The sequence below is a fragment of the Herbaspirillum sp. CF444 genome, assembly GCF_000282135.1.
Classification (GTDB): Bacteria; Pseudomonadota; Gammaproteobacteria; order Burkholderiales; family Burkholderiaceae_D; genus Herbaspirillum.
On record NZ_AKJW01000059.1, the window covers coordinates 39,006 to 51,558 of the forward strand.

Genomic DNA, 12,553 nt, shown 5'->3' on the forward strand with positions numbered 1-12,553 from the left:
TTCGCTCACTTTGCGCTTGAGATGTAGCCGGGAACCGCCATCCGGTTTTCCAGCTTGCGCATCAGGTTCACCACGATCACGTTGACGATGATGTACAGCACCGTTGCAACGGTGAATGCCTCGAACACCTGGAACGTGAACTCCTGCATGGACCGCGTCTGCGCGGTCAGCTCCATCACGCCGATCGTCAATGCCACGGCGCTGTTCTTGATCACGCCGAGAAATTCGCTGGTGAGCGGCGGGACCACGATGCGGAACGCCATCGGCAGGAGAACGTGGCGATAGGTCTGGCCTTGCGTCATGCCCAACGCCAGGCCGGCCATGCGTTGACCGCGCGAGAGCGAATTGATGCCCGCCGACAACTGCACCGCCACGCGCGCCGAGGTGAAAAATCCCAGGCAGATCACCGCCGTGTAAAAGGCATTGTTGGGCAGCGCCTTGATCCAGTCGCCCAGGTCGACAGGCAGAAATTCCGGCACGACGAAATACCACAGGAACATCTGGACGATCAGCGGGATATTGCGGAACAGCTCCGCGTAGGCATTGCCTGCCGCCATCAATGCTTTGTTGGGATGCGTGCGGATAACGCCGATGAAGGTGCCCAGCACCAGTGCGATGAGCCACGCCAATAGCGCGATGGACAGCGTCCACAACAAGCCGATGAATAAGCTGTGCAAGTAAGACCCTGTTCCATCGGGGGCCTGCTCCAGGAGAATGTGCCAATTCCAGTTGTAATTCATAGCTCATGCCGGCATCCGTGCCGTCGCCTACGCGTCGGTACAGATTCCGGTCGCCTTTCTTATTTCTTGTGCGACATGTCGTCGCGTTGCAAAGAACCTGAAGAGATGACAGGCGCTTTATTTGTAGACTTCGGGGTCGGCCGAATCGGTCGGATGGGCAATTGCCTTTTGCAGCTGAGGCGTCATCGGCCAGTTCATGTTGATGCCCTTTGGCGGAATCGCCGCCTGGAACCACTTGGCATAGATCCGGTTGATTTCGCCTGAGCGAAAGACCGCAGTGATGGCGGCGTCGACGGCTTTCTTGAACTCCGGATCATCCTTGCGCAAGACGATGCCGTAGGGCTCGAAGGACATCGCTTCGGCACTGATGCGGTAGTCGTCGGGCGACTTGGAATTGGCCGCCAATGCGGCGAGCACCACGTCGTCCAGCGAATAGGCGACGGCGCGGCCGGTTTCCACCATCAGGAAGCCTTCGCCGATGTCCTTGGAAGCAAGGATGTTGATGCCCAGAGATTTGTCGGCATTGAGCTGTGTCACTTGCTTGATATTGGTCGTGCCGGCGGTGGCGACCAATGTTTTTCCTTTCAGGTCTGCCAGCGTCTTGATGTTGGCGGTTTTCTTCGACAGCAAGCGGTTGGACGTCACGAAGGTGGTGGGCGCGAAGGAAACCTGCTTTTGCCGATCTTCGTTGTTGGTCGTCGAGCCGCATTCGAGATCGATGGTGCCGTTGGCCAGCAAGGGGATGCGCGTCGATGAGGTGACCGGCTGCATCTTCACCGACAAACTGCTCGCGCCGAGTTGCTTTTGAACCGCCGACACGACTTTCATGCACAGGTCAATGGAGTAGCCGATGTACGACTGCTTGTCGTCCAGATAGGAAAACGGCGGCGAAGAATCACGTACGCCCAGCGTGATGGTCCTCGATGCCGCGATCTTGTCCAAGGTCCCTTTTTGCACGGCGTGAGCCTGCAGCGGAGCGACAGTTGCAATACAGGTGGGGAGAAGCAACACCAGTGATGAAGTAGACTTGGTAATCATTTGAATCCCCTTGTGAGATGGCGATGACGTGTTATCGATCTTCTCCACATGGAGATGATCCAGATGTGCAATATCGAAGTTCGCGACGTATATGTAAATTCTCATTTTTGTATGTCTTATATACATAAAACCTATCACCTCGATCGTGCGTCCGACGTCTTGTTTTAGTGCGCCGCACCAGGATGGCCTTGCTTGCACGGCCCTTTTGCCGGTCTCGCGGTCCGCTTTCGGAAACGCGCATCTTAGTGTTTTCTCTGTCTCCCTCCATCGCGCCATGCAGCGAAAAACACCGCGAGAAAATGCTGCGGTCGTATGCATCCATAGGCTCGTCATATGAATGGCTTAGTGGAATACGAATTTACGTATGGCGCCGGCAAGGGCAAAGTAATTGCCAGGTATCTGGAGGAACGTTCACGCCGTCCCATCTTCTGCCGACGCGTCTGGCCGGGTTGAATACCGGGGCCGTCTCCGATGCTCTGGCTAACGCCGCAAACAAGACATTTCTTTTTTTACGCTATCGACACTGATGAATAATTCCGCATTCTTTATCAATCCCTGGGCGCCGGTTGCTTCCAAGGCGCAACTGGCCGATCTGGAACAAATCGTCGTTTCGCATCTGAGCGACAACCTTCAACGCATGTCCGGCATTTGCGGACTGCAGCGCATCCACCGCTCGAAGAAGCTGCTCGGCACCGCCTTCACGGTGAAGGTCCGCCCCGGCGACAATCTGCTCATCTACAAGGCGCTGACGCTGCTGAAACCTGGCCATGTACTGGTCGTCGACGGCGCCGGTCATCCGACCAATGCGTTGGTCGGCGAACTGATCATGTTGTATGCGCAGCAGCGCGGTTGTGCAGGTTTTGTCATCGACGCGGCGGTGCGCGACACCAACGCTTTCTTTGAAGCCGATTTTCCATGCTATGCGCGGGCGGTCAGTCATCGCGGCCCCTACAAGAACGGGCCGGGGCAGATCAATGTGCCGGTCTCCGTCGGCGGTCAGGTCATCAGTCCCGGCGACGTGGTGGTGGGGGATGAAGACGGCATCGTCTCGTTTCCGTTGCAGGATTTGGAAAAGATCGTCGAAGCGGCACGCAAGACCCATGCGCATGAAGAAAAAATCAAGGCGGAAATTGCCAACGGCAAGATTGAGCAGGAATGGCTGACGAAGGTGCTGGCGCCGTTTGACCTGTAATACGCCCGACGATGCGCAAGAAAGGATTGTTTTGCGCAATCTTATAGTGAATAATTGTCGTCATGAACGATACTTCACAACTCCCCCCATTTCCCGACCGGCTCTCCATCGATCCGAGCAGCCCTTACTTCAATGCCGCCATCTTTGAGCACGATGTCGGCATCCGGTTCAACGACAAGGAACGCAACGACGTCGATGAGTATTGCATCAGCGAGGGATGGATCAAGGTCGCGGCCGGCAAGGCACTCGACCGCAAGGGCAAGCCCCTGCTGCTGAAAGTAAAAGGCAAGGTCGAGCCTTTCTATCGCTAGGGACTGTTCCTGATTGGCATTTTTTCAACTTTCGTGATTGTCTGCAAGAGCACGCGCGCTGAATTTTTCGATGGCGCCCGTGCTTTTTTATTGCCTGCGGACATTCACGGGTGATGGGGCGCCTGCGTCTGCGCTCCCGACAACCATAGCCTGACGAGTGTCAATGAATAGCAAAAAAGCCACGATCATCGGACTCGCCGCAGTAGTCTTGTGGAGTTCGATTGTCGGATTGATTCGCGGCGTCAGCGAGCATCTCGGCGCCACCGGGGGCGCGGCGATGATTTACAGCGTTGCATCCCTGATCCTGCTGTTTTCGGTCGGATTTCCCAAGCTCGGCGCCTTTCCCAAAAAATACCTGTTCTGGGGAAGCCTGCTGTTCGTGACTTACGAGCTCTGCCTGTCGCTCTCGATCGGCTATGCCAACACAGGCAGACAAGCAATCGAAGTCGGCATGGTCAACTATCTGTGGCCGACGTTCACGCTCATCTCCGCGATTGCGTTCGGCAAGCAGAAGGCGACCTGGCTGGCCGTTCCCGGTTTCATGCTCTCGATTGTCGGTATCTGTTGGGTATTGGGAGGCGACCAGGGGCTGGACGCGGCGGGCATGCTCGCCAATGTGCAGGATAACCCGCTCAGTTACGGCCTGGCTTTTGCGGGCGCAGTGATCTGGGCGGCATATTGCACCGTCACCGCCAACATCGCGCAGGGAAAGAACGGGGTGACGCTTTTCTTCATGCTGGTGTCGCTGACGCTGTGGATGAAATTCTTCCTCGGCGACCACGGCACGATGTCTTTCAGCACGCCGGCAATCGTTTACCTGCTCCTGGCGGCCGCGGCGATGGGGTTCGGCTATGCGGCATGGAACGTCGGCATCCTGCACGGCAATGTCACCGTCCTGGCAGGGGCCTCGTATTTCATTCCGGTCTTTTCGTCAGCGCTGTCCGCCGTCCTGTTGCACGCGCCGTTGCCAAGATCGTTTTGGGTCGGGGCGTCTCTGGTGTGCGTCGGTTCGATACTATGCTGGTTGGCAACCAGGGCGAAGAAACCGGCGACGCCGGCATTGAGCCCAAGGGAATCGTAACTGGTTCCGGCGTCACAGATTGGCTTGTCGAGTCCGCTCCCGTCCGGGAGCGGACTCGCCCTGCGGATTGCCTATCGTGCTTTCTGCGCCGCCAGCCACTCCGCCAGCGCAGCCTTGCCGGTGCCGCTGAAATCGGTAAATACGCCATCCACGCCGGCATCGAAAAATACCTTGTATTCCGCCTTCGGATCGCCGTTGTAGGTCGCGGTCAGGCGCGCCGCTTCATCGCGGAACGTGAACGGATGCACGAACAGGCCGAGCCGGTGCGCATCGGCTACCAGCGAAGTCGGTGCCATGTTCGATGCCTGGCTCAGCGATTTGACCGGATTGCCGGCCGCATCCACGCCTTGCGCCGAAACGATATACACCTTCCACGGACCGATGCCGTCGGCGTAGGTCTTGATCTCGGCCAGGCCTTCCGGCGTGGCCATCGCCGCGAAGGTGCGCGGATCGCCATGCTGCAGCCAGGAGTACGGTTTGGCGGTATCCGGCGAGTTGTAGGTCAATGTCCCGTTCTTGAAGTTGATGCCGTCGCCGTCCATCAATTGCACGGCGCGGGTCTTGAGGCCGAGACGGCGCATCATCTTCAGGCTTTCCGGTTCGAACGACTGCACGATGATCGGTGCGTCGAAGCTGTTCCAGCCTTCTTTATTGATCATGGCAAGCAGCTTTTCTTCCAGCGGCACGCCCAGCAGGCGCTGGAAAATCGGATTCTTGGTTTCAGGATAAACCAGCAGCTTGCTGGCCGGATTGGCGGCGCGCGTCGCTTTGGCCAGATCGATGACTTCCTGGAAAGTCGCCAACGGATACTTGCCGTCGTATTGATGACTGCGAATGGCGATCGGCTGCTTGACGCGCAAGGTCTTCAACTCGGCCGCCGTGAAGTCGCTGATGTACCAGTCCGGCGGCACCGCCACGCCGTCGACGGTGCGCGCTTTCTTGCGCGACGCGAATTCGGGATGATCCGCCACGTCGGTGGTGTCGCTCAGGAAGGGGTTGTGGCAAACGAACAGTACGCCGTCGCTGGAGGACATCAGGTCCATTTCCAGTGCGTCGGTGCCGGCGGCGATCGCTGCCTGGTAACCCGCAATGACTTCTTCCGGATACAAGCCGGGCAAACCGCGATGGCCGATGATCAACGGTGCTTTTCCATCCAGTGTCTTGTATGGCGAGCCACTGGATGCGCCTTGCGGACCGGCGCAACCGGTGATCAGGGCTGCGGCGGCAATCAGTGAAAGTGAAAATACGGTTGATATGCGGTTCATGTTCTCTCTTTTTTCGGCGGTTGATTTTACCCGCAGTAACCGGAAAGCGCCTTGAAAGCGGCTTCCCTGCGGATCGGGTCTGCGGAAAAGTAGAACGTATTTATATGACGTTGGTATGACTTCGATGTTGCCGCGGTTGCTTTTCAGGCCTCCGGGGCTTGATTTGCCTGGTTTGTTTTCCGCCGATGCATGGGCAGGCTCAGTGCGCGGTTGCCGCCGCTTTCTGCCGGAACAAGAATACGGACAGCAACATGAACGCCAGCAACGCGCCGGATGCCGTGTAGCGGCTCAGTTCCAGACCGCCCTGGACATGCGGCTTGTCGAGAAAATCGCCGACCGCGGCGCCCAGGGGACGCGTCAGGATGAAGGCGCCCCAAAAGAGCGCGGTGCGCGACAGCTTCGTCCAAAAGTAAGCCAGCAGGATGAGAAGCAGCAACGAACCGAAGATGAGGGCGGCCCCTGTGTAGCCCAGTCCGGCGGTATCGGCGGTCCAGTCGCCCAGCGCGGTTCCCAGCGTTTGCGAGAACATGATGGTCACCCAGTAAAACGCTTCGGCTTTGGGCGAATTGATGCTGGCGACCGAGACCGAGCCGAGCGTGCGATGCCAGACAAAAAGCGACGCCAGCAGCAAGGCCAGCAAGATGCAGGAACCGCCCGCATAGCCGATGCCCAGCGAGCGGTCGGCAAAATCCGCCAACGTGGTGCCTACGGTCGTGGTGGCGACGATCGTGGTCCAGTACAGCAGTGGATGGAATGATTTTGCCCTGATCTGGGCGGTCACCGCGGCGAGGAAAATGGCCGCGAAGATGCCGGTGCCGACAAGGTAACCCAGTTGCATCGACATCGAGACGGCATCGCCACCGGTCTCGCCCAATGTGGTTGCGGCGATCTTGATGAGCCAGAATATCAATGTCACCTCCGGCACCTTGGCCAGCGTTTGCTTAATCATCGTCATGGGCCATTCTGTTTGAAACGTTATGAAATGAGTTTCAACCATACAGGCATTAACTTAGTTGGAACTTAGGTTGCGTTTGTCATTGAGCGGATCAACAAGAAATGACATCAACGTTGCATGAAAGACAGACCCTATGACTGTTCTAAGTCAAGCTGATCACACTCTCCGCAATGTCCATTGTTCATGCCGGAGAAAACATCATGATGCAGCTGCCCGCGTCCCGATCAGTCAGCCTGATCAACAAAGTACCCGAAGTCACCCTGTCGTTCTGGATGATTAAAATTCTGTCCACTACCGTCGGAGAAACCGGCGCTGATTTCCTTGCGGTCGGAGTCGGCTGGGGACAAGGTCTCACCAGCGCGATCATGGCGGTCCTGCTGGCGCTGGTCTTGTTCAATCAGCTTCGGATGCGCGGGCTCGAACCGTGGAGCTACTGGCTCACGGTGGTGCTGGTGAGCGTGGTCGGCACACAGATTACCGACCTGTTGACGGACGGCCTCGGCGTCAGCCTGTATCTGAGCACGGCCGTATTTGCCGCCACGCTCGCTGCGATTTTCGCTGTCTGGTACAGGATGGAACGCAGCTTGTCCATTCACGACATCGTCACCCGCAGCCGCGAGTCCTTCTATTGGCTGGCGATTCTTTGTACGTTCGCGCTCGGCACCGCAGCCGGCGATCTGGCGACCGAGGCGCTGGGATTGGGCTTTGGTTTGGGCGTTGTCATTTTCGGGGCGCTGATCGCCATTACCTGTCTGGCCTGGCGCATGGGCGGCAACGCGGTGTTGACTTTCTGGATCGCCTACATCCTCACGCGTCCGTTCGGCGCCGCCCTCGGCGATCTGCTGACGCAATCAAAGACCTACGGCGGTTTCGGCATGGGAGCGATGTGGACCAGCGTGCTGTTCCTTGCCGTCATTGTTTTCCTCGTCGTCATCGCGCAATACGGAAAGAGCGGCCGCCGCGGTATCCGCGACATCCGCGCCGCCGAATGACATCTATTTATCTACAAAAGGAGAAGTTTCATGCGTAATTTCACATCGTTCACATCGCCAGCGTCTTTCCGGCGCTCCGTCGTCGCCGTGTCGATGATCGCCGCGTTGGCTTTTGCAGCGGGCTGTTCCAAGTCCCCGGATCAGCGCGCGGCCAATGGCACCGTCGCTGCCGGTGCGATGACGCTTGCGCCGCAATCCGCGCAGGCATCGAAGCTCGGCGACCTGAGCCCGTTCCGCGCTATCGCCGCCGATGTGTCCGCGATCGTGGACAAGGGCGATCTGGTCGCGGCCAAGATGCGCATCAAAGACCTGGAAACCCAATGGGATTCAGCCGAAGCCGGCCTGAAGCCGCGTGCCGCGGAAGACTGGCACAAGCTCGACAAAGCCATTGACCGCGCGCTGGAAGCGCTGCGCAGCGGCACACCGAGCCAGGCCGCTTGCAAGGCTGCAATGGCCGATCTGATGAAGACCTTCGATGGTCTGGAAGGCAAGGCCGGATAAAAATCATTCTGCGTTGTCGCAAGAAATGCTCGCCTCGGCATGATGCATGTCATGTACAAGAGGGGAGTTGCGGCGTAGCTGGAGAATCCGATGATATTGCTGAGCAGACCGCCGATGCTGGGTGTCATGATCGCCATACTGTACTTGTTGGCGGCAGGCGTCGTGACGCTCCTGCGCCGGATATGGGCGCAGCGACAATGGAAGAAAATGCGTGTGGAATATGAAATTCGCAGGGATCTCTGCATGCGATCTCAGGCGAAGCGGGTCGCAGATCCTCCACAGCTTCCTCCATCTGAACGGCGAAATCCGACCTGTATCTTGGATAAAAGAGAGATACTGTAGGCTGTCGCATATCAAACAGCCTAGGGCAGAAAGCACGTTCATTACATGATGTACAAGATTTTGTTATTCCTCAATGCCGCATGGTTTGCCGCCGGCTTCGTCGCTTTCAGCTTGCGCAGCAGCCGGTTTGTCAGATTCCTGATTCGCAAGGAGCAGAAAGGCGAAAGCACGCTGCTGCAACTGCGCACCTCCTTGCACTTCCTCGGGGGATTCAACTGCGCGCTATCCGTCTTTTGCATCGCGCTGGCAATCGCCGGCGAGCTGTTCACCGATGCACGGCAGTGGCAGTTGATTTTCGGCTTTCTGGCCCTGACTCACGGCACGCAGTTTTTCTGTAACCTGCCTGTCGCGATAAGGGAGAAAAAGGGACAGGCGCACGCCTGGCCCGTGTTCAAGGGACCGATGTTTTTTATCTTCGTGACGGATGCGGTCTTGATGATCGCGGATGCGGTGGCAATTGCGGTTTTGTAATTTCGCCTGCGGTCTCCGCTCCGCAAAATGAAAACGGCTTGCAGCGATGCAAGCCGTTTTCATTACGGAGCCAGGTTTCACGTCACGTCATGGGCGTCATTGTTTCAACAATGTCTCCACCGCCAGGGCAATCGATAGCAGACGATGGTCGTTGCCGCCGGCAGCCGCCAGGCTCAGGCCGACCGGCGCGGTGCCGGCTGCGTGGCAGGGCAGGGACACCGCGCAGCCGTCGAGGAAATTGACCAGCGTCGGATTGCGCAGGATCAGCCCGTTGGCGGCGTAGTAGGCGTCGTCGCCGGTTTGCAGGTCGGCGATCTTCGGCGCGACGATCGGTACGGTCGGCATGAGCAGGGCATCGTAGCCGGCGAGCTGCTGCTCCACCTTTGCGATCCAGCGGCGGCGGCCGTGCAGGACGTCGAGCAGGTCGGCGGCGCTCATGTCCTTGCCGCGCAGGATGCGCGAGACCACGCGCTGGTCATAGTGATCCTTGCGTTCCGCGATCAGTTGGCGATGCCAGGCCCACGCTTCTGCCGCAGTAAAGCCGCCCTTGGCGTTGATGGCGGCCAGTTCATTGAAGGCAGGGATATCCTGTTCGACGATCACGGCGCCGGCCGCCGACAGTTTTGCAATGGCTGCCTGCATGCCGGCGGCGACATGTTCATCCATGCCGTCGCGCACGACGTTGGTCGGGTAGAGCAGACGCAAGCCGCGCAACGGATGCGCCACCGGAGCGACGAATTCTTCGCCGGCCAGTACCGCATCCATCATGGCGCAGCACAGGACGGTAGGCGCCATGGCGCCGATGGAGTCGAGGTTTTCGGATAGCGGCAACACGCCTTGCATCGGTACGCGGCGCGCCGTCGGCTTGAAGCCGGTGATGCCGCAGAATGCCGCCGGGATGCGGATCGAGCCGCCGGTGTCCGAGCCGACGCCGGCCACCGCCATGCCGTCGGTGACGGAAATCGCGGCGCCCGACGACGAGCCGCCGGGGATGCGTCCGCCATCCACTTCGCGCTGCCAGGGATTGCGCGGCGTGCCGTAGTGCGGATTGATGCCGAGGCCGGAGTAGGCGAATTCGGTCATGTTGGTGCGACCGACGATCACGGCGCCGGCAGCGATCAGGCGCTTGACGACGACGGCGCTCTCGGTGGCGGCCGGATAGCCGCGCAAGGCGACCGAACCGGCCAGCGTGGTTTCGCCGGCGACGTCGAACAGATCCTTGATCGAAACCGGCAGGCCTTCGATCGGCGAACGCACGATGCCGGCGCTGCGCAGCGTGTCGGAAGCGCTGGCGGCAGCGCGTGCGGAGTCGGCGTAGAGCCGCGTGAAGACGCGCGCGCCTTCGCCATCGGCGGCAGCGGCGCGTTGCAGGGCGAGCTCGGTCAGCGCCAGCGAGGAGCTGCCGTTGTCGCGCAGTTCTTCGCTTTGTTGATGCAGGCTTTGAATCATGATGGAGAGGTCAGGAGTAGATCAGGCAACTTCGGCAAGGATTTCCGCTTCGTAAGAATGGCGCAGCGAGCGTCGGAGACGCGGATCGAACAACTCCATCGTGAACGAGGTCGCAGGACGGATGCCGCCGATGGCGCCGACCGTGCCGCAGGTCATGCCGCAACCTTCCGGCAGGATCTGTTTGCCATCGGTGAAACGGGCGATCAGGTCTTGCGGCGTGCGCAGGCTGGCCAGCGTGCCTTCCTGGTACAGCACTTCCTTGCCGTCTTCCTTGATCCATGAGCGGATCACCAGCTCGTCCCAATAGCCGGCGACGTCGGACAATTTCCAGGCGGAAGAGCCGACGGGTTTGACGCAGGCTTGCTTGGAGAAGGCCACGCTGTGCGCTTCCAGTTTGCGGTCGGTGTGATCCGACGCGATGCTGACGTACAGTTCGCCGCCGGCGTTGAAGACGAAGGTTTCCACTTCACCGGACGACTCGCCGCCCAGCACTTGCACTGCCGGCGATTGCGTCAGCTGGTTGCTCGATACGCGGTAGTACAGCGGGACGGCGCTCGGACGCTGGATGCCGAGCGCGGCCAGTTCTTCGATGTGATGTTCGATGGCGGCCATGTCGCGACCGGCCCAGCCGGCAATGATCAGCGTATGGATGTCGACGTTCAGCGATGCTGTTTCAGTTTGGAAAGAGAGTTTCATAAGGCCACTTCAGATACGTAAAAAAAAATGCGCCGCCGTGCAGAAACAAATGACAGAGGGATGGCGGCGCAGCGAAACTTGGTTTGTAATGTCAGGGATCAGACTTTCTTGACGAAGACGATGACCAGGAAGCTCGCGGCGAATTCCAGCGCGGCGACGAAGTACAGGCCCGACGACAACGAGCCGGTGCTGGTCTTGAGCGCGCCGATCATGTAAGGCGCGACGAAGCCGGCCAGGTTGCCGATCGAATTGATCAGGGCGATGCCGCCTGCCGCTGCGGTGCCGGCCAGGAAGGCTGCCGGGATCGACCAGAACACCGGGAAAGCCGCCAGGATGCCGATCGCCGCCAGCGTCAGCGCGCACAGCGCCATGACTGCGTTGCCCAGCGTCAGGCCGGTCAGGATCAGGCCGATGCTGGCGATCAATGTGGCGATGGCGCTATGCATGCGGCGTTCGCCGGTCTTGTCGGAGTGGATGCCGTTCCAGATCATGGCCAGCGTGCCGGCGATGAAGGGGATGGCGGAGATCAGGCCGATCTGCAGGTTGCCCTTGACGCCGATTTCCTTGATGATCGACGGCGTCCAGAAGGCGATGGTGGCGTTGCCGCTGACCACGCAGAAGTACACGGCGGCGCACAGCCAGACGCGGTAGTTGCTGCAGGCGTCCTTGAACGACAGGTGCTTGCTGGCGGAAGTGTTTTCGGCAATCAGCGCATGGGTGACGGCTTGCTGTTCCGCAGGGGAGAGCCACTTGGCGTTGGCTGGTTTCTCCGGCAGATACATCAGCACGAAGACACCGGCGATCAGCGAAGGGATGCCTTCGAGGATGAACAGCCATTGCCAGTTGGCCAGGTGGCCGACGCCTTCCATCTGGCTCATGATGGCGCCGGCGATCGGACCGCCGACGGCGCCGGCAATCGCGAACGAAGTCATGAACAGGCCGTTGACGCGGGCGCGGCGTTGCGCCGGGAACCAGTAGGTCAGATACAGCACCACGCCCGGGAAGAAGCCGGCCTCGAATACGCCCAGCAGAAAGCGCAGGATGTAAAAAGACGTCGGCGAAGTCACATAGGCCATCGCCATCGACGCCAGGCCCCAGAGGATGGTGATGCGCGCCAGCGTCTTGCGGGCGCCGATTTTTTCCAGCAGCAGGTTGCTCGGCACTTCAAACAGGAAGTAGCCGATGAAGAAGATGCCGGCGCCGAGGCCGTAGATCGCTTCGGAGAATTGCAGGTCTTGCAGCATCTGCAGTTTGGCGAAGCCGACGTTGACGCGGTCGATCCAGGCCAGCACGAACAGGAAAACCAGGAAGGGAATCAATCGCCAGGCGATTTTCTTGTAGGTGACTTCCAGGTCCACCGCACCGGGCGTGTAGATGGAAGTCCCGGTCGGGGATGTTGCCGATGTCGAGGTCATGCTTGCCTTCTCCTGCTTTTGAGATTGATTGAGCGATCGCTTCATTCTCACAGCACGAGAATATTTCGGACATGGGAATGTCTCGGTGAATTCGTAGCTGGAAAA

13 protein-coding genes are annotated in these 12,553 nt (G+C 59.2%); 6 read left to right on the forward strand and 7 right to left on the reverse strand.

Going from position 1 to position 12,553, the window contains the following annotated elements:
- Positions 1–5: 5 nt before the first annotated feature.
- Together PMI16_RS11975 and PMI16_RS11980 are read right to left on the reverse strand one after the other, a co-directional pair.
- Complete coding sequence (locus PMI16_RS11975; protein WP_007879811.1) at positions 6–740, reverse strand: amino acid ABC transporter permease; 735 nt, start codon at positions 738–740, stop codon at positions 6–8.
- 117 nt (positions 741–857) lie between these two features.
- Complete coding sequence (locus PMI16_RS11980; RefSeq protein WP_157212618.1) at positions 858–1,778, reverse strand: amino acid ABC transporter substrate-binding protein; 921 nt, start codon at positions 1,776–1,778, stop codon at positions 858–860.
- 526 nt (positions 1,779–2,304) lie between these two features.
- On the opposite strand from PMI16_RS11980, the gene PMI16_RS11985 reads away from it, so the two are divergent.
- The 3 genes from PMI16_RS11985 (at position 2,305) to yddG (ending at position 4,362) form a co-directional block, all read left to right on the forward strand.
- Positions 2,305–2,970, forward strand: coding sequence for an RraA family protein (locus PMI16_RS11985; protein WP_007879813.1), 666 nt, complete (start codon positions 2,305–2,307; stop codon positions 2,968–2,970).
- Between the two features lie 62 nt (positions 2,971–3,032).
- The gene (locus PMI16_RS11990) at positions 3,033–3,281 is read left to right on the forward strand and encodes a DUF3297 family protein (protein WP_007879814.1); all 249 of its coding nucleotides are present in this window, start codon (positions 3,033–3,035) and stop codon (positions 3,279–3,281) included.
- Positions 3,282–3,444: 163 nt separating this feature from the next.
- Positions 3,445–4,362: an aromatic amino acid DMT transporter YddG gene (gene yddG / locus PMI16_RS11995; protein ID WP_007879815.1), complete on the forward strand. Its 918-nt coding sequence runs from the start codon at positions 3,445–3,447 to the stop codon at positions 4,360–4,362.
- A gap of 71 nt (positions 4,363–4,433) precedes the next feature.
- Here yddG and PMI16_RS12000 read toward each other — a convergent pair whose 3' ends face one another.
- Both PMI16_RS12000 and PMI16_RS12005 read right to left on the reverse strand, forming a co-directional pair.
- Positions 4,434–5,627: a glycerophosphodiester phosphodiesterase family protein gene (locus tag PMI16_RS12000; RefSeq protein WP_007879816.1), complete on the reverse strand. Its 1,194-nt coding sequence runs from the start codon at positions 5,625–5,627 to the stop codon at positions 4,434–4,436.
- Positions 5,628–5,826: 199 nt separating this feature from the next.
- Complete coding sequence (locus tag PMI16_RS12005; RefSeq protein WP_007879817.1) at positions 5,827–6,582, reverse strand: COG4705 family protein; 756 nt, start codon at positions 6,580–6,582, stop codon at positions 5,827–5,829.
- 200 nt (positions 6,583–6,782) lie between these two features.
- Here PMI16_RS12005 and PMI16_RS12010 point away from each other — a divergent pair, with 200 nt between their 5' ends.
- From PMI16_RS12010 to PMI16_RS12025, 3 genes are all read left to right on the forward strand, one after another.
- A complete protein-coding gene (locus tag PMI16_RS12010) occupies positions 6,783–7,574 on the forward strand; it encodes a COG4705 family protein (RefSeq protein WP_007879818.1) in 792 nt (263 codons plus the stop codon).
- 30 nt (positions 7,575–7,604) lie between these two features.
- The gene (locus PMI16_RS12015; protein ID WP_007879820.1) at positions 7,605–8,075 is read left to right on the forward strand and encodes a hypothetical protein; all 471 of its coding nucleotides are present in this window, start codon (positions 7,605–7,607) and stop codon (positions 8,073–8,075) included.
- Positions 8,076–8,528: 453 nt separating this feature from the next.
- Positions 8,529–8,888: a hypothetical protein gene (locus PMI16_RS12025; protein ID WP_157212619.1), complete on the forward strand. Its 360-nt coding sequence runs from the start codon at positions 8,529–8,531 to the stop codon at positions 8,886–8,888.
- A 96-nt stretch (positions 8,889–8,984) separates the two neighbouring features.
- Here the strand turns inward: PMI16_RS12025 and PMI16_RS12030 are convergent, their stop codons facing one another.
- The 3 genes from PMI16_RS12030 to PMI16_RS12040 form a co-directional block, all read right to left on the reverse strand.
- Complete coding sequence (locus PMI16_RS12030; RefSeq protein ID WP_007879824.1) at positions 8,985–10,337, reverse strand: amidase; 1,353 nt, start codon at positions 10,335–10,337, stop codon at positions 8,985–8,987.
- 21 nt (positions 10,338–10,358) lie between these two features.
- Complete coding sequence (locus tag PMI16_RS12035; RefSeq protein WP_007879826.1) at positions 10,359–11,033, reverse strand: DUF2848 domain-containing protein; 675 nt, start codon at positions 11,031–11,033, stop codon at positions 10,359–10,361.
- A gap of 98 nt (positions 11,034–11,131) precedes the next feature.
- Positions 11,132–12,448 (reverse strand): MFS transporter, encoded by a 1,317-nt coding sequence (locus tag PMI16_RS12040; protein ID WP_007879828.1) that lies wholly within the window; start codon positions 12,446–12,448, stop codon positions 11,132–11,134.
- Positions 12,449–12,553 lie beyond the last annotated feature (105 nt).